This is a genomic window from Stenotrophomonas sp. YJH_SMC_131, assembly GCF_059367975.1.
This window is the reverse complement of record NZ_JCAFRJ010000002.1, coordinates 470087-488096: the sequence shown is the minus strand read 5'-3', so window position 1 is coordinate 488096 and position 18010 is coordinate 470087. Positions and strand designations below refer to the sequence as shown.

The 18010-nt window shown below is 68.5% G+C and carries 13 protein-coding genes; 1 reads left to right on the top strand and 12 read right to left on the bottom strand.

Translation table 11 applies throughout. From position 1 onward, the window contains the following. Positions 1-194: 194 nt before the first annotated feature. From trpA to trpB, 3 genes are read right to left on the bottom strand one after another with little or no spacing between them, the layout of a single operon-like run. Positions 195-1004, bottom strand: a complete 810-nt coding sequence (trpA, locus tag AC5P56_RS05985; RefSeq protein WP_014647878.1) for a tryptophan synthase subunit alpha — start codon at positions 1002-1004, stop codon at positions 195-197. A 1-nt stretch (position 1005) separates the two neighbouring features. After that, entirely contained in the window at positions 1006-1686 is a 681-nt protein-coding gene (locus tag AC5P56_RS05980) for a hypothetical protein (protein ID WP_014647879.1), read from the bottom strand. Further along, the gene (trpB, locus tag AC5P56_RS05975) at positions 1683-2900 is read right to left on the bottom strand and encodes a tryptophan synthase subunit beta (protein WP_032957499.1); all 1218 of its coding nucleotides are present in this window, start codon (positions 2898-2900) and stop codon (positions 1683-1685) included. Before trpB ends, AC5P56_RS05980 begins: the two co-directional genes overlap by 4 nt. Positions 2901-2997: 97 nt before the next feature. Here trpB and AC5P56_RS05970 point away from each other — a divergent pair, with 97 nt between their 5' ends. Continuing rightward, the gene (locus AC5P56_RS05970; RefSeq protein WP_032957497.1) at positions 2998-3885 is read left to right on the top strand and encodes a LysR family transcriptional regulator; all 888 of its coding nucleotides are present in this window, start codon (positions 2998-3000) and stop codon (positions 3883-3885) included. A 71-nt stretch (positions 3886-3956) separates the two neighbouring features. Here the strand turns inward: AC5P56_RS05970 and AC5P56_RS05965 are convergent, their stop codons facing one another. From AC5P56_RS05965 to AC5P56_RS05925, 9 genes are all read right to left on the bottom strand, one after another. After that, entirely contained in the window at positions 3957-5066 is a 1110-nt protein-coding gene (locus tag AC5P56_RS05965; RefSeq protein WP_014647882.1) for a toxic anion resistance protein, read from the bottom strand. A gap of 44 nt (positions 5067-5110) precedes the next feature. Continuing rightward, positions 5111-5812, bottom strand: coding sequence for a hypothetical protein (locus AC5P56_RS05960; RefSeq protein ID WP_495231493.1), 702 nt, complete (start codon positions 5810-5812; stop codon positions 5111-5113). 2 nt (positions 5813-5814) lie between these two features. Further along, entirely contained in the window at positions 5815-11202 is a 5388-nt protein-coding gene (locus AC5P56_RS05955) for a DNA repair ATPase (protein WP_495231492.1), read from the bottom strand. An 85-nt stretch (positions 11203-11287) separates the two neighbouring features. Continuing rightward, on the bottom strand, positions 11288-13306 hold the full coding sequence (locus AC5P56_RS05950) for a hypothetical protein (RefSeq protein WP_014647885.1): 2019 nt from the start codon (positions 13304-13306) through the stop codon (positions 11288-11290). Beyond that, positions 13303-13977, bottom strand: coding sequence for a hypothetical protein (locus tag AC5P56_RS05945; protein WP_014647886.1), 675 nt, complete (start codon positions 13975-13977; stop codon positions 13303-13305). The genes AC5P56_RS05950 and AC5P56_RS05945 overlap by 4 nt, the downstream gene beginning before the upstream one ends. A gap of 168 nt (positions 13978-14145) precedes the next feature. Next, positions 14146-14802 carry a phosphoribosylanthranilate isomerase gene (locus AC5P56_RS05940; RefSeq protein ID WP_014647887.1) on the bottom strand — a complete coding sequence of 219 codons (657 nt, stop codon included), beginning with the start codon at positions 14800-14802 and terminating at the stop codon, positions 14146-14148. Next, positions 14799-15569, bottom strand: coding sequence for a tRNA pseudouridine(38-40) synthase TruA (gene truA / locus AC5P56_RS05935; protein ID WP_014647888.1), 771 nt, complete (start codon positions 15567-15569; stop codon positions 14799-14801). The genes AC5P56_RS05940 and truA overlap by 4 nt, the downstream gene beginning before the upstream one ends. 32 nt (positions 15570-15601) lie before the next feature. Then, positions 15602-15964 (bottom strand): VOC family protein, encoded by a 363-nt coding sequence (locus tag AC5P56_RS05930; protein ID WP_014647889.1) that lies wholly within the window; start codon positions 15962-15964, stop codon positions 15602-15604. 26 nt (positions 15965-15990) lie between these two features. Next, positions 15991-18003, bottom strand: a complete 2013-nt coding sequence (locus AC5P56_RS05925) for a FimV/HubP family polar landmark protein (RefSeq protein ID WP_046431834.1) — start codon at positions 18001-18003, stop codon at positions 15991-15993. Positions 18004-18010 lie beyond the last annotated feature (7 nt).

Genomic DNA, 18010 nt, shown 5'->3' with positions numbered 1-18010 from the left:
CCCGCCCGTGCACCCCCTTGCCAGCCACGGGGCAGCCGGAAAAAACCATGCTGGGACGTACGTTTAGGTGCTGGGCGGTGCCCGCCGCTGGCCGGCAGCCCTTGCGTGCAGACCGATGGGTAGTGCCGGCCGCTGGCCGGCAGCCCTTGCACGCGAGCCCTCAGGAGGATGCCGGCCAGTGGCCGGCACTACCGTTACGCGTCCAGCGCCTGCCGCAGCGGGGCGAGGAAGGCCCGGGCGTGCTGCGCGGCCTCTTCCGCCGAGCCCGCTTCGGCCAGCGCCGCCACCAGCGCGCTGCCCACCACCACGCCGTCGGCCTGGCGGGCCATGGCCGCGGCACTGGCGGCATCCTTGATGCCGAAGCCCGCCACCACCGGCACCGACGCACGCGCGCGCAACGCCTGCAGGCGGGCACTGGCGGCATCGCTGTCCAGGCGCTCGGACGCGCCGGTGACACCGGCAAAGCTGACGTAGTAGAGATAGCCACGGGCCAGCGCCAGCAGCTTGTCGGCTCGCGCCTCACTGGTGGTCGGCGACGCCAGCAGTACCAGCGCAAGGCCGGCTGCGTCGAACGCCTGCTGGGCGTCGCCCGCTTCTTCCGGCGGCAGGTCGACCAGCAGCACGCCGTCCACGCCGGCGTCGACGGCGGCCTTGGCGAAGGCCGCGTAACCGTGGATCTCCACCGGGTTCAGGTAGCCCATCAGCACCACGGGGGTCTGCGCATCGCGCTCGCGGAACTGCGCCACGGCCTGCAGGACGTAGCGGCTGCCGGCGCCGCGCGCCAGCGCGCGCTCGGAGCTGCGCTGGATGGTCGGGCCATCGGCCATCGGGTCGGAGAACGGCACGCCCAGTTCAATCACGTCGGCGCCGGCGTCGACCAGTGCGTGCATGACCGGCACGGTGGCCTCCAGCGAGGGATCACCGGCCGTGACGAAGGGGATCAGCGCCTTGCGCTGCTGTTCGCGCAGACGCTGGAAACAGGCATCGAGTCGGGATACGGACATTTCAGGCACATCCTTCAATCAGTTCAATCGCATCGCTGGTTCCCCAGTACATCTGGGTGACCCGCCCTTCAAACAGTTCCACGCGGATACCCAGGTCCGAACCCGGGTCCTGCCAGGTGAGGTACTCGCCCTGGTCACCGTCGTAGGCATGCGGGCTGGATACCGGCGGCTTCGGGAACTGGGCCATGGCCTGGGCGCGGGTCATGCCGACACGCAGGCCGAACGGACCGGGCTGCTGGGTCGGCGCCCCGCTGTCCGGATCCAGGCCGAGATCGAAACGGACGACGCGATCTTCATCGGTCATCATCGACACGCCGGGCGGCAGCCCCTTGCCGTCGTAGTACTCGCAACTGCCGCCGATGGCTTCGACCGCCCCTTGCGCGGTCCACGGCCCGAGTGCCTTCAGATCGCTCATGTGCTGGCCGATCAGCACCTCGCCGGCATGGTCCAGCGCCACCGAGACCACCGCAGGCGCGCCATCGCTGTCCATATCTTCCGTGGACGGCGGATCGACGATCGGCGCACGTGCCATCGGGTCGAGGTCATCATTCGCGGCCGCCTGCTGTGCCGGCTGCGTGGTGGCCTTGGCGGCCGGTGCCAGCAGCGGCGGCTCCGGCGGCTGGCACGCGGCCAACCCCAGCGCCAGCAGCAGCACGCCACTGTTGCGCAGCAGCGCGCTCACAGCACCAGCCCTTCGCGCGCGGCGATGGTATGCACATCCTTGTCGCCACGGCCGGACAGATTGCACAGCACGATCTGGTCACGCGGACGCTCACGCGCCAGCTTGATCGCCTGCGCCAGCGCATGGCTGGACTCCAGCGCCGGCAGGATGCCCTCGGTATGCGCCAGCAGGTGGAAGGCCTGCAGTGCTTCGTCATCGGTGATGCCGAGGTAGCGCGCGCGGCCGGTATCGGCCAGGAATGCGTGTTCGGGGCCGACGCCCGGATAGTCCAGGCCGGCCGACACCGAATGGGTCTCGATGATCTGGCCGTCGTCGTCGCACAGTACATAGGTGCGGTTGCCATGCAGCACGCCCGGGCGACCGGCGGCGATCGATGCAGCATGGCGACCGGTGCTGATGCCATCACCTGCGGCCTCGGCGCCGACGATCTCGACCTGGCGGTCGTTGAGGAAGGCATGGAACAGGCCGATGGCATTGCTGCCGCCGCCGACGCAGGCAGTGATCGCATCGGGCAGGCGGCCGTACTCGGCCAGCATCTGCTCGCGTGCCTCGCGGCCGACGATGGCGTTGAAGTCGCGCACCATGCGCGGATAGGGATCCGGACCGGCGACCGTACCGATGATGTAGAAGGTGTCCTGCACATTGGTCACCCAGTCGCGCATCGCTTCGTTGAGCGCGTCCTTCAAAGTGGCCGAACCGGAGGTGACCGGCACCACCGTCGCGCCGAGCAGCTTCATGCGGTAGACGTTGATCTTCTGCCGCTCGATGTCGGTGGCGCCCATGTACACCACGCATTCCAGGCCCAACCGCGCGGCAACCGTGGCGCTGGCCACGCCGTGCTGGCCGGCACCGGTCTCGGCGATGATGCGCTTCTTGCCCATCCGCGCCGCCAGCAGCGCCTGGCCGATGGTGTTGTTGATCTTGTGCGCGCCGGTGTGGTTCAGGTCTTCGCGCTTGAGCAGGATCTGCGCGCCGCCGACATGGTCGCTCAGCCGCTGGGCGTGGTAGATCGGGCTCGGCCGGCCCACGTAGTGGGCCAGGTCGCGGTCGTAGGCGGCCTGGAAGGCCGGATCCTGGCGGGCCTGGTCATAGGCCTGGGCGAGTTCCTGCAGCGGGCCGACCAGGGTTTCGGCAACGAAGCTGCCACCGTAGCGGCCGAAATGGCCCTGGGCATCCGGGAAGGCGTGGTAGTCGGCAATGGGGGAGGCAGACATGGAAGCGACCGCTGGTTCGAGACAGGTGGATACTCTAGCGCACGGGTCGTGACCGGAAAATGGATATTATTTGGCATATACCGTCAGGAAATCTCACATGAGCCGTTCGCTGTTGCCACCGCTCAATGCGCTGCGCGCGTTCGAGGCCACCGCCCGCCTGGGCGGGGTTGGCCGCGCCGCGCAGGACCTGCACGTGACCCACGGCGCGGTCAGCCGCCAGCTGAAGCTGCTGGAAGACCACCTCGGCCTGGCGCTGTTCCAGCGGGCCGGTCGCGGCCTGCGCCTGACCGCTGCGGGCACGCGCCTGCAGGCAGCGTGCAGCGAGGCCTTCAGCGGCATCGAAGACTGCGTGCGCGAACTGCGCCGGCCGACGGCGGCCCCGGCGCTGGTGCTGGGCTGCAGCGGCAGCGTGCTGGCGCGCTGGATGATTCCGCGCCTGCCCGCACTTCAGGCCGCCCTGCCCGGCGTACGCCTGCAGTGGTCGGCGCTGGATGGCAGCTTCACCGAGGCGCAGGCCGCACTGGACGCGGTGCTGCTGCTGGCGCAGGGGCCGTGGCCCCGGGGCTGGCAGGTGCGTGAGCTGGCGCCGGAACGGGTCGGCGTGGTGGTGGCCCCCTCGCATCCGGCCGCGCAGCGACTGCGGCATGTGCCGCCTTCGGCGCTGCTGCAGGAGACGCTGCTGCACACCAGCTCACGGCCGCAGGCATGGCCGGCGTGGGCGCAAGCGCACGATCTGGACACCTCGAAGCTGCAGCTGGGTACTGCCTTCGAACACCTGTACTACCTGCTGGAGGCAGCGGTGGCCGGGCTGGGCCCGGCGATCGCACCCGAGCCCCTGGTGGCCGAGGACCTGGCCGCCGGGCGACTGGTCGCGCCGTGGGGATTTGCCGCCACCGGTGGCTTCTGGGTGCTGGCGCGACCGGATGGACCGGCAGATGGGCGCGTGGATGCGCTGGCCGACTGGCTGGGCCAGCAACTGCGCTGACAACAAAAAGGGGACGGAGGGGATTAAGTCGCAAGTGGCACAAACGACTTAATCCCCTCCGTCCCCTTTTTTCAGCTGGCAGTCGGGGTGGCCAGTCGCTGCTGCAGGTCTTCGCGCAGGCGCGACAGCTCGACTTCGGCCTGCTGCCGCTGCTGCATTCCTTCGCGATGGATGCTGCGCACTTCCTCGACCGTGGCGATCAACTGGTCGTGCACGTGGCGCAGCGTGGCCACGTCGATCACGCCGCGCTGGTTGCTGCGCGCGGTATCCACCGAGGCCTGGCGCAGCAGGTCGGCGTTGCGGCGCATCAGCTCGTTGGTGGCATCGTCGATGGCAGTGGACAGCTCGACCGCGGCCTTCTGCTCACCCAGCGAAAGCTGGATGGCGAACTGGCGCTTCCACGACGGGATGGTGATCTCGCGCACCGTGTTGAACTTCTCGATCAGCTGCAGCGCGTTGGCCTGGATCAGGCGGATCATCGGCAGCGACTGGTCGGCCGCATGCTGCATCAGCTGCAGGTCGGACACGCGCTTTTCGAGGAGGCGGATCGCGTTGTCGACTTCGCTCTGGCGGATGCGCTGCTGCGGATCCTCACTGCCCTGCCCGGCCTGCTGCTCGGCCTGCAGTTCGGCCAGGCGCTGCTTGCCGGCCGCAGCATACAGGCCCAGCGCATGGCGTTCTTCGCGGACGATGTCATGCATGCGGTCGAACTCGCCCACGCGCTTGCCCATCAACGCCTGCTGCACACCGACATCACCCAGCAGCTGCTCGATCTGCGCATTGGTGTCGCTGAACTTCTGCACCAGCTCGCCCTTGGATACGCGCAGGCGGTCGATCAGGCCACCGATCACCGGCACCTTCGACCGCTGCGCGAAGCCGTCCAGCTTCAGGCTGCGTGCGATGCGCACCACTTCGCCCAGTTTCTCGCCGCTGGCATCGAGGTCACGATTGCGCACCTGGTCCAGCAACTGGCTGGAAAACGCCGCGGTGCGCGTGGCCGCTTCGCGACCGAAGACCTGCAGGTTGCCCGGGCGCAGATCATCCAGCTCCAGACGGATCTCGGCGATGCGCGGCAGATCCTCGCGGACCAGGCCAAGCGCCTGCAATGCGCCTTCATCGAGCGGAACGGCGGTAGTCGTGCCGGGCACGAGGGCACCGGGGGTCTGGCTGTCCTGGGTCATCGGGCAGTCTCCTTGCAGTTGGGTAAGCGGCAGCGGCGGCCGGCTCAAGGCAGTTTAGCCTGAGCCGCCGCGACCTCGTCATCGATCTGTGCGTGCAGCGTGGCGGCCTTCGCCGCCAATGTGGCGCCGGCCGCGGCCTGGCCCGCCGCGGCGGCCTGCCGCCAGGCTGGCAACAGGACGTCATGGATGCGCGCGAAGCGTTGCAGCAGCACGTTGTCCTGGTCCTGCAGGAGCTGCCACTGGCCGGCCTCGAGACGGCGCAGCGTGGCCAGCCGGCGCAGGTGATCGAGCCGTTGCGACAGCGCGGCCTGGCCGGCGGTATCCAGCGACGCCAGCCGCACCGCTGCCAGCTCGACCCAGGCGTCCAGCGCTGCGGCCGCCGCTGAATGTCCGGCGATGGCCATGGCCCGCAGCTGCAGTTGCTGCTGCAGCTGCTGGGCCTGCTCGCGCGCCTGCAGGGCCAGCACGCCCAGCTGCGACTGCAGCGCACGTCCTTCCGCCTCGCGATCGACATCGCGCCCCAGCAGGCGGCCCCACCAGCCCGCCTGCTGCCGGATCTGTGCCGGGTTATCGGCCTGCAGGGCCAGCGCGATGCGTGCCAGTGCGGCCACCAGCCCTGCGCCCGCGCCCGGCGGCAACGGTGTTTCGCGCCGTGCCAGCGCCTGCAGCAACGGCGCACCATAGTCGGCCAGCGCGGCGACATCGGCCGTGTCCGGCAAGCTCGGTGGCGGCAGTGGCGCCTGCATGGTCACGGCAGCGGCGGCGGCTTCGGTGTCGTCGCTGGAATCTCCTCACCGTCGTCCGGCGGCAACGACTCGCCGTAGAAGTGACGCATCAGCGCCTCATCCAGCGCGCGCTCCTCCGGCGTCGTGGCACGGCGCACACGCGCACGCTGCGCCACCGCACTGTTCGGCACCCCACGCTCGACCTGCTGCCGCGCCCAGCCGGCGAACGCGGCCAGGGTCTGCGACACCTGTGCCTGCTGCGCCTGCGATGCCGCCAACAGTTCCACCAACGGTGCCAGGCCAGCCTGCAGGTCGTCGGCCAGGACCGTCGTCGGCACACTGGCGGCTGCCGCGACCGGCACCGGCGCGGCGGCCGGACGTGTTTCAGAAAGACGATGCAGGGCCTCCAGCAACGCCGGCCACGGTGCCGGGTCGGCAACGGCAATCGGTTCCGGCGTCGGCGGTGGAAGCTGCAGGGCGGTGGCGATGTCGGCCAGCTGCGCGACCACGCGCCCGCCGACATCGCTGTCGTCGGCCCCCATGGCCTTGTTGCGCAGGAAGTCGCGCTTGATCTGCGTCCAGCGTTGCGCCTGCGTGTCGTCCAGCACGCCGCGCAGCTCGGCCAGCTTCAACAGGTTTTCTTCGGCGCCGGTGGTCAGCAGCTGTGCCTCGCCCAGGTAGTGGTCGGAGATCAACTGCTGCAGCTCGTCCTCGTTCATCACCGGCGAGATCTTCTCGGCCAGCTTGTTCATGTTGCGGTAGCTACCCTGCAGCCGGAACGGCGGCTCGGTGCGGTAGCGGTCGTCCTGCGCGGCACTGGCGATGTACTGCTGGTTGACGCGGTAGACCACGTCGCGCACGCGCAGCATGCGCTGCAGGGTGGCGGTGATTTCGTTGATCTCCGCGCTGCTGTAGGCGTGGCTCAGGCCGTTGGTCGAGACCTCCTTGCCCATCGCCCGGTCGACCAGCGTGTACAGGTCAGCCATGTCGCGCGTAGCCAGCGGCGCCAGCACCGGGTTGGAAGTCAGGCTGTTCTCGATGTAGCTGAGGGTAAAGGCCGCCTCCATGCCACCGAGCACATCACCCAGGTTGTAGATGTCGGCACGGTTGGCCAGCATGTCCGGAATCTTGAACACCTCGCCGGACTCGGTATACGGGTTGCCGGCCATCACCACGCAGAATTTCTTGCCGCGCATGTCGTAGGTGCGGGTGCGACCGCGCCACACACCTTCGATACGGCGGGTGCCATCGCACAGAGAGATGAACTTCTGCAGGAACTCCGGATGGGTGTGCTGGATGTCGTCCACATACAGCATGGTGTTGTTGCCCATTTCCAGCGCCAGGTTGAGCTTCTCCAGCTCCTGCCGCGAGGTCGCGTCCGGTGCCTGGGCCGGGTCCAGCGACCGCACCTCGTGACCCAGCGCCGGGCCGTTGATCTTCATGAAGACCAGGCCCAGGCGGTGCGCCACGTATTCCATCAGCGTGGTCTTGCCGTAGCCGGGCGGCGAAATCATCATCAGCAGGCCCATCAGGTCGCTGCGCTTGTTCTCGCCGACCGTGCCCATCTGCTTGGCCAGGTTGTCACCGATCACGCCCAGGTAGACATCATTGATCAGCTTGTTGCGTACGAACGAGGACAGCGGCCGCGCCTTGAACTCGGAAAGCCGCAAGGTCTCGCGCTCGCGGCCGATGATGCCCTGGCGCAGCGCCTGGTAGGCATGGAACGCTGGCACGAAATGACGCAGGTGCTGCTTCAGGCGCGCCAGGAAATCATCCAGCGATACCACCAGCGTGCCGTTGCTGATGCGTGCGTGTTCACCCAGCAGGCCACTGACCTCCGCCTGCAGCGCGGCGTCGCTGGCACGGGTACGCAGCTGGCGCTGCACCAGCAGCAGTGCTGCAGCCTCGTCGACGTAGCCGGCATGCGGGGCATGCGCCGGCATCCGCGCCAGCGCCCGCAGCCACTGACCGGCCAGCGCCCAGCGCGTGGCCAGCGGATCCTGGCTGCGCTGCAGGGCGCGTTCGACCGCCTCGCGTTGCCCGGCCTGTTCCAGCTGCCGAGCCAGTGCCTCCAGCAGCGCTACCGCATGGCGGCTGCTGCTGAACACCGGTTCGCCGGCCGCCAGTTCCTCGCCCAGATAAGCGGCCGCGGCCTCTGCGGCATCGGCATCGAACGGCAACGCGTGGGATTGCGCATACGCCAGCAGTGCCTCGGCCATTTCCGCACGCAACGCCAGGCGCCCTTCGTCGGACCCCAGCAGGCGTGCCAGCGCTTCAGCACCCATCTGGCGGGCCGGCCATTGCGCCACCGCTTCGCGCCGCTGCTCGGCAGCCCAGAACAGCACCGCCAGCGCACGCACCCGTGGTGCATGCCGCAGGCTGCCGGCCGCCTGCTGCAAGGGCAGCAACGCACGCAGGATCAGCGCGGCATCATGGTCATGGATGCCGCGCTCGTAGCCTTCGCGGTAGCGCGGTGCGGCAAACGCACGCACGCGCTGGTCCAGTGCTTCGGGCGTGGCGACGTCGTGCTGCAGCGTGGCCAGGTCAAGCCCGTCGCTCCCCTCCTGCGCGGCCATCAACAGGCTGCCGGCAAGATACTCGCCGCGATACAGTGCAGGTGATTCGGAGTCCAGGGTGACCGGCCAGAACGGCTTCAGCGCATCCAGCTCCGGATCGTGCAGGGTCTCCAGGAAGTCGGTGCCGGTCAGATGGATCGCCAGCGTGTCACCACGCGGCAGCAGGGTCAGGTCCAGCGCCTGGGTGTTGACGCTGAAGCGATGGCGCGGCCCCAGCCGCACCACGTTGCCGCCCGCCTCGTACAGATCACTGCGGTCACGCAGCTGGCGCACCGCCTGGTCACGCACGCCCTTCAGGCGCGCTTCGATGTCGTCGGCCTTGACGTTGTCATGCAACGCGCGCAGGCGTTCGGCCAGCTCACGCAGCTTGAGGATCAGCGGATCGCCGGCAAAGAACGCATTGAGCTCATCGGCGGTGGCGAAGCGCTCGGTGCGCTTGGCCAGGCCATCGAGGATGCGGCTGGCCGCATCCAGCACCGAACGTGCCTTGCGCTGGCGGTCATCCAGCAGCGCCTGCTTGTGCGTTTCGAAGGCTTCAACCAGCTCTTCGCGCTTGCTCAGGATGTCGCCGAGGAACTGCTCGTGTTCGCCGAACTGGCTCTCCAGCTCCTCCAGCTGCACCAGCAGGCGCGACAGCTGCTCGTCGGCACGCTCCGGGTCCGTGGCCAGCGCCAGCGCGCTGGTGATCGACTGCGAGAACAGCGCGAACTGCGCGGCGAACTGCGCCACGGCCTCGGCTGAGCCGAGCGACCTGCGGCGCTGATCGGCACGCGCGCGGGCCTGGTTGAGGCGGCCGTACAGCACCGAAATGGACTCGACCACGCGGGTGCGGGCGGTGGCATCGTCCACCTTCAGGCCGGCCATCAGTTCAGACAGCATATCCAGATCGGCCGCCATCCCGCGCAGCCCCTCCAGCTGCTCATCCAGCTGGCGGGCACTCTGCGCCTGCTGCGCAGCTTCATCCAGCGCCTGCAGGCGCGTGGTCAGCGGCACCAGCGCGGCATCGCCGGCGAGGAAGTCACCCGTGGCGGCGCCGACATGATCCTGCGCCTCCACCAGCTCGGCCGTCATCGTCTCGATGCGCGCGGTGTCGATGTAACGCAGCTCGCGGATGGTCAGCAGCCGTCCACGCAATGCGGTGATCGCATTGAGGGCCTCGACGAAGGCCTGCACCTCGTTCCAGTTCTGCGGCTGCAGCCGGCCCAGCAGCGCCTTGTGCGCGGCCTCTGCCTCGACCATCGCCTGCGCCGACTGCTGGCGGATCGACTGCACCTTCTCGTACTCGTCCAGCACCGATTCGCCGGTGGCGCTGATCTGCCGCAGCAGCGCCTCGGCGCCATCGCAGGCCGCGTCGCCCAACCAGTGGTGGGCATCGAACAGGCGCCGGGTGTCGGCCACCAGGCGCTGGTAGCGCTGCACCGACACGTCCTGGCCATCGATCTCGCGCGCCAGGTTGAACAGGTTGGAGATGCCCCGCACCAGTTCGGCATTGCCGATGCGGCCCATGAAGGTGTTGCCGGGTGGCCGGCTTGCAGCAAACTCGTCACTGCTGAACGGGGTCTGCCAGACCTGCATCGGATGGATGCGGGTCGGTTCGCTGCCTTCGGCATGGAACAGCACCATGCGCCCGTCCTGCATCAAGGCGTAGCCATGGCCGAACACCGGGTTCTGCAGCACGCGCTGGATGGTGTTGTAGACGAACAGCGCCGAGCGCCCGCCTTCGCGCTCGTAGAAGATGTACAGCACGTCCTCGCCGTTGGGCGAACGGATGCTGCGCTTGAACTGCATGCCGGCCATCGAGGCGTCGAACGCCTTGTGCTCGCCGCCCTGCAGGTAATAGCCACCCGGGAAGATCACGCCGTGGTCTTCGGGCAGCTGCACGCAGGCCTGCACGATCGCATCGTTGCGCACGATGCCGCCGGTCAGCGTGTTGTAGATCAGCCCGCGCCACTCCGTCTCGCGGTACGGCAGCACTTTCAGCAGCACCAGCGAGCCGACCCGGGCGAACTCGAACTGGGCGTCGTCCAGCGACTGCGTGCTGTCCTCCACCGGTTCGCTGTAGATGCCCTGCCCTGTCTCGGTGTTGTTCTCGACCTTGATCGTGAGGTCGCCGCCGGTGGTCTCCACGAACAGGGTATCGAGGATGTTCAGGTGCGAATGGCGGCCATTGACCGCCAGGTCGCGGGTCGCCCGGGTCCATTCGAAGTCGAACGGCGGCGGCAGTGCGATATCGCGCTCACCGCGCGCATCCAGATAGGTCAGTTCGCCATCGCGCGACAGCGCCCAGCGGAACACGCGCACGTCGCTGCTGCGCTCACCGATCTGGAACGACGCCAGCAGCTTGTCCCCCACCACGATCAGCTGCAGCAGGCGCGCGTGCTTGTAGTAGGCGTACAGTTCGTTGAAGTCGTGCACGAAGCCGGGCTGGTCGAGGAAGCTGCCCTTCAGCTCCAGCGCCGCCACGTCGTAGCCGTCGCTGCCCTGCACCAGCCGGTACAGGCCGAACACGTCCTCGATGCGGGTCTGGGTCTTCAGCCCGATGAACACGTTGTAGCCGAACAGCAGGCGGTCCGGCCCGACCTGCACGATGTCACGGCCGACGCAGTTGTTTTCGCTGCGGATGCGGAAGCGACCGACCACCTCCAGGCGGCTGTCGCCGAACTCGGCCAGGCGCTGGCGGTTGAGCGTTTCGGCCAGGCCCTGCAGGCGCTGGCCCTGCTCGGCCAGGCGGCGGCGCAGGACTTCATAGGCACCGCCCTGGGCAACGGCCTGGTCGACGGTAGTGCCGCCGGCCTCCGGTGCAGTGGATTCGGCGGACGGATGGGTATCAGACATCAGCAGGCTTCCGGCTCACGGGCGGACGGCCGCGGTTGCGGCCGACGCGGGCGGGCGATGGCCGCAGCAGCCATCGCCCGATGCATCAACGGGCGCTGTCGACCACGGTGGCCGACACGGTCGGCACCGCTTCGGCATCCTCGGCGATCTGGCGCGGCGCCGGTTCGGCCACGGCCACGCCCAGGTAGCGCTGCATCAGCTCCTGCACGATCGGGCTCTTGCCGGCAAAGCCTTCGATCGACTTGCCCAGCGACACTGCCTTGACCAGGTTCTCGAACATGCCGCCGTCGCCACCGACCAGATCGATATCGGCATTGCGCAGCGCGCTGGCGATGACGTTGGCGTTCTCGCGCGAGACTTCCTTGCCGGCTTCGATCGAGGCCAGCGCCTGCTTCAGGCTGTTGTCCAGCATCATGCGGAACTCTTCGTGGCCACGTGCCTGGTCGCTCAGCGAAGCGATCGCTTCGAACTTGCGCACCAGGCCTTCGGCCTCGGCCAGCAGCTTCTTCTGCACCACGCCGGCTTCGGCGTTGCCCAGCGATTCGGTGGCGGTGGCACGGGCCAGGCCCATCTTCTCCTCACCCTGCGCCTGCGCCTGCAGGGTCTCGGCCAGCACGCGGGCTTCGTTGCTGCCCTGCTTCAGGCTGGCTTCGGCCTTGGCTTCGATCACGCGGGCCTCGGCGATGCCGACCTTCTCGATGGCCAGTGCCGAAGCTTCACGCACCTGCGCTTCGGCCAGGCCCGGTGCGGCCTGCTCGGCGCGCAGCGCGTCGGCCAGCAGGCGCTTGGCTTCGGCCTGCTTGCCGGCTGCTTCGTGTTCGGCCTGGGCCAGCGTGGTCAGTTCCACTGCGCGGTGCTTGGAAGCGGTCTCGCGTGCCTGCGCTTCCTTTACCTCGCGCACCAGCGATTCCTGTGCCTTGGCCTCGGCTTCCAGGATCAGCACCTGCTTCTGGCGGTCGGCCTCGGAGACCTCGCGCACTTCCTTGATGCGCTCTTCCTCCTGCGCCACGGTCTTGTCGATGGAGATGCGTTCGCGGGTGATGTTGGCCACGTCCATCTTGCCCTGCTCGACCACCTTGTCGCGCTCCACGCCCTGCAGCTGCACTTCGCGGTCGGTGGTGACCTGCTCAAGCTGGCGTGCGCGCTCCACGCGCTCGGCCTCGATGGCCACGGCACGCTGGCGGTTCTGCTCGGCCACTTCCACTTCGCGCAGGCGGTTCTGGTCGCGGATCTCGATCAGCTGCTGTGCTTCGATGCGGGCGTTCTCGGACAGCTGGCGCTGCTCTTCCTGCACCTTGGCGGTCTCGGCCTCCTCGCGCGCGCGGATGGTCTCGATCTCGCGCTTCTGGCGTGCTTCGGCTTCGGCCTGCTGGCGTTCCAGCGCCAGCAGCGCTTCACGCGCTTCCACGTTCTTCTTGGTGATGGCGAGCTTCTCGTTCTGCTCCAGCTCGTTGGTCACCACGTTCTGCGCGGCGGTCAGCTCGGTGATCTTGCGGATACCCTGCGCGTCAAGGATGTTGAACTGGTCCAGCAGCGCCTTCGGGGTCTGCTCCAGGTAATCGATCGCCACGTCTTCCAGCACATAGCCGTTGAGGTCGTTGCCGATCACCGCGATGATCTCGTCGCGGAACTCCTGGCGCTTCTCGAACAGTTCGGTGAAGTCGAACTTCTTGCCGACCGTCTTCAACGCTTCGGAGAACTTGGCGTTGAACAGCTCATCGACGGCATGCTTGTCCGACGCACGGTCGGCACCGATGGCCTTGGCCACGCGCAGCACGTCGGCCTGGGTCTCGTTCACCCGCAGGTAGAAGGCCACGGCGATGTCGGCACGCATGTTGTCGCGGCAGATCAGGCCTTCCTTGCCACGGCGGTCGATCTGCAGGGTGATCAGGCTGATCCGCATCAGCTCGGCGCGGTACAGCACCGGGATGATCAGCGCGCCGGTGAAGTGCACCTTGGGCGTGGAGCTCATGTCGTTGACGATCAGGGCCACGCCCTGGTCGACCTTGCGGTAGAAGGCCTTGAACAGCCCGGCCACGCCCAGCAGCAGGACGAGCAGGCCGCCGGCGACGGCCAGGAACGGTAAGAGGGATGCCAACGTCATTGATGAGTCTCCTTGTTGCCCGGAAGCAGGTTGTCCTGGAAATCGAGGGCGATCGCATCGGCGCGGACCACCCGGTAATAGTGTTGTTCGGCCATGTGCTCAACCAGCACGATGCGCTCGCCACGCTGCAGTTCGATGTCGCTGCGGATCTGCAGCACCAGCCCGGCGCCGCCATCATCGACCGTGGCATGACCGCTGCGTGCGTCCACCTTCGGCGACGCGACCACGCCGGCCCGGCCGAGCAGCGATGCCTGCGGCACCGGCCGCAGGCGCAGCAGGAAGCGCCGGACCGGGCGCAGGATCAGCGCGATGAGCGGTACCGCTGGCAGCGGTGCCAGCACCGCCACGAGCGTACCCAGGCCCCAGCGCAGCAGGTCCGGCAGCGGCAGCAGTACGAACAGATGGATGAAATAGGTGATGAGCCAGCCGAACAGGCTCAGCAGGGTGACCACCACCATGATCGGGACGCCACCCAGGCCCCAGCGCGCCAGCATGGCCGACAGGCCACTGAGGTCGGTCCCCGCCTCGAGCGCGCCATCGGCGCCGAGATTGCCAAAACCGTCATCGACCAGGCCGAACGCCGCAACCGCCCAATACATCACCGACACCAACAGCAGAATGCTGTACGGCAGCGTCGGGTAACCGAGTACGACGGTGAGAAACTCCTGCATCGCTTGCCTTCCTGGGCTGTGGGCGGCGGCCACCCGTTCGGGGCGCGCCGCGCGCGTCCCGTCGATCCCCGCGCCAGCCCTCATGGCAGGCGCGCTTGGGACCATCCTATGTGAAGAATGCGTGCAGGCTCAAATCCAGGTCCAAATCACGGCAAATAGTGACGCCAATCACTCGAGAACCGTGCAATCGGCGCGGCGCACTTCCTCGACGAAGGTGCGCATCTTGTAGCCGTCCTTGATGCCCGGCTCCAGTTCGATGCCACTGGAGACATCCACGCCCCACGGCAGGGTACCCAGCACCGCGTCGTAGACGTTTTCCGGGTTCAGGCCGCCGGCCAGCAGGAACGGGCGATGCAGGCCGGTCGGGATCCGGCCCCAGTCAAAGGCCACGCCGGTGCCGCCACCGCCGCCCGGCGCGTGGCTGTCGAACAGAAAGCCGGCGGCGCTGGGATAGCGCAGCTGCAGGGTGCGGGCGTTGATCTCTTCACGGCCGCCCATGGCGATCGCCTTCAGGTACGGCATGTTGAAGCTGCGGCAGAAGCTCTCGTCTTCCTCGCCGTGGAACTGCAGCAGGGTCGGTCGTACCGTGCGCAGCACCTCGCGCACTTCTTCCTTGCTGTTGTTGCGGAACAACGCCACCACGTCGACCATGGGCGCGATCGCCTGGCGCATCGCGCGTGCCTCGGCCGGAGCGACCCGGCGGCTGCTTTCACGGGCGAAGATGAAACCCACCGCGTCCACGCCCAGCTCACCGGCCAGGCGGACGTCGCCGGCCCGGGTCATGCCACAGAACTTGATGCGCGTGCGGTAGTAGGAGCGGCTCATAGCGTGACCTCGGCGGGCAGATGCCAGTTGTCGGGGTACAGGGGCCCGAGGAACACCAGGCCCTGCGGCGGTGCGGTGGGACCGGCTACGGTGCGATCGCGCCCGGCCAGCAGTTCGGCGATCCATTCCACCGGCTTCTCGCCACTGCCCACCAGGATCAGCGATCCGACGATATTGCGGACCATGTGATGAAGGAATGCATTGCCCTGCACGGCGACCTCGATCACCTCGCCCTGGCGGCTGACCTGCAGTGACTGCAGTTCACGCCGTGCATGCAGCGCCTGGCACTGCACCGAGCGGAACGCGCTGAAGTCGTTCTCGCCTAGCAGGGCCTGGCCGGCGGCATGCATCAGGCCCGCGTCCAGCGCACGGCGCTCCCAGCTGAGGGTCTGCCGCTGCAGCGCCGGCCGCACTTCGCGGTTGAGCAGGCGATAACGGTAACGGCGTGCCCGCGCCGAGAAGCGGGCGTGGAAATCATCGGCCACGGGCACGCACCAGCGCACCGCGATCGAGCGCGGCAGGCGGGTGGTGGTGCCCAGCATCCAGGCGCGCGGATCGCGCACCACGTCGGTGTCGAAATGCACGACCTGGCACTGGCCGTGCACGCCGGCATCGGTGCGACCGGCACAGACCACCTGCAGCGGCGCATCGGCCACCGACGACAGGGCCTGCTCAAGGCTGGCCTGCACGCTGGGACCACCCTCGCCCAGGTTCTGCCAGCCCCTGAAATCGCTGCCGTCGTACTCGACGCCAAGCGCGTAACGCATGTGCTACCTCGATGTTGCGGGAGGGGCGGCGCTCAGGCCGGATCGCGTTCGGACCAGACCGCCAGTTCGTTGCCACCGGGCTCGACGAACTGGAAGCGGCTGCCACCGGGGAAAGAAAACACCGGCCGTACGATCTCGCCGCCAGCGTCGCGCACCGCTGCCTCGATGGGCGCCAGCTGGTCGGCATACAGCACCAGCAGCGGCGCGCCGCTGTCACTGGCTCGTTGCGGCTGGCCGCGGAAGAAGCCACCCTGCAGGCGGCCATCGTCGAAGGCGGTGTAGTCGCTGCCATAGTCGACGAACGACCACCCGAACACCTTTTCGAAGAAGGCGCGGCTGTCGGCCGGGTCACTGGAGGCGAATTCAACGTAGTCGATACGGCGCTCGCGGCTCATGGCACGGTCCTTGTCGGCGGGTTCGGTCACGGCAGGCGGGCCAGCAGTTCGCGAGCCTGGGCCTGGCAGTGCAGGTCGCCGCCCTCGGCCACTTCCAGCAGCAACGTCCGTGCGGTCTGCGCATCGCCCAGGTCGAGGTAGGCGATGGCCAGTTCCAGGCGTTCCTGCCCGGCGCGCGGCGCCCAGCCGGCATCGCTGGCCGGCGCGGCAGTACCGTCTTCATGCGCGGCCGCGGCCAGCGCGTCGTGCGGTGCCGCGCTCGAATCCCCGCCGTCATGATGCTCGGCCGGCAGGTCGAACACGCCGCGGAACTGCGGCTGCTGTTCGGCGTGCAGCGCGTAGTCCGGTACTGCGATCTCGTCAGGGACCGCCTGCGCGGGCGGCTCATCCTGCACGGGGGTGTCCTGCATGGCCACCGGCTCGTCCCAGCGCGGCAGGTCGGTCACGGCCCCGGGCAGCTCCACCACTTCGTCATCGCGCAGCGTCTGCGCCTGCCAGTCAGTCTGGGCGGCGACGTCGGCGACCGCTTCGGCAGCCACGTCATCCTGCACCTCGGCTTCGGTCGCCCAGGCAGGCATCGCCGGTTCCTGGCGGCCACTGTCGGACACCGCCGTCGACCACGAAGACTGCTCGGCCAGCGTATCCAGCGCCGCGCCGGCCGGTACCGCAGCGGCCAGGCCGGCGGCGTCGCCTTCCTCGCGCAGCGGCGGCAGTGGCGACGGCTTGCGACGACGCAGCAGCCAGGCCGCGCCGGCCGCCAGCAACAGCACCGGCAGACCCAGCCAGTACCACGGCGTTGCCGCATCGCGGGCATCCGGTGCCTGCGCCAGGCGCTGCTGCGCCGCGGCCAGGTCGTTGTCCTTCATCGCGATCAGCGACTGCTGCTGTTCCTTGAGTTTTTCCAGGTCGGCCACCCGCTGCTTCAGCTCGCCGATCTCGGCATCGCGGGTCGCGATGTCCTCGCGTGCCTGGCGCAGTTGTTCGTTGCCCAGCATGTCACCCTCGCTGCCGGCTGCAGTGCCGGTGGTTGTGCCCGCGTGCGCGGCGTCGGAGGCCAGCGCCGGAGCGATTTCAAGTCGTGCCCCAGTGGCCGCAGCCGGGGAAGAAGCCTTCGTGGTTCCCGCCGTGGCGACCGGGGCGACAGTACCCGCCGGTTGCGGCACGGTGCGCGCCTGACGCCACTGTGCGGCATGCTCGCGCACCAGCGCGGCGGCCTCGGCGGCATCGACCGCCGCCAGTGCATCGCTGCCGGGCATACGCAGCACGGCGCCCTGCCTGAGCAGGTTGACGTTGCCACGGATGAAGGCCTCCGGGTTGGCCCGCAGCAGCGCAATCATTGCGCGGTCGCGGCTGACCTGGTTGCCGCGGGCCACCACGCTGGCGATCTGCGACAAGGTCTGCCCACGCTGGACGGTAACGCTGCCATCGGCTGCCGGTGCGGCAGCGGGTGCAGCCACTGCACGCGGGCGAGCCGGTGCGGGTGCCGGCGTGGTGGCGGTGGACGGCGCAGGCGCGCTCACGCTCTCCGCGGCGGCGGGCGCCGGGGCGGCCTCACGGGCGATGGTGTTGGAGAGCGTACCTGCGGGTGCAACGATTTCCGGCTCGGCCACGGCCAGTGCGCTGGACGGTGCATCGACCAGCGCCGAGTACTCGCGCACCAGGCGGCCCTGGCCCCAGTCCGCCTCGATCAGGAAGCTCAGCGACGGGGTCTCGACCGGCGTCTGCGAGGTCACCCGCACCACTGCCCTGCCCTGCGCATTGCGGGTCAGTTCGAACTGCAGTTCGCCGACCAGCCCGGTCGGCCGCTGCAGGCCGACGCGCTCGAAGGTGACCGGTGAGGCCAACGCGACACGCAGGTTCTCCAGCTCGGACGGATCGGCCGAGACCACCGGGATTTCGGCCAGCAGGGGCTGGCCCGGCTTGGACAGGACACGGATGTCGCCCAAGCCCAGGGCAAGCGCCGAACTGCTGGCCAGGGCCAGCAGCGCGGTGGAAAGATAGAGGAGGGGGCGCTTTGCGCCCCTGGCCCGTTTGTTCATGGCGACA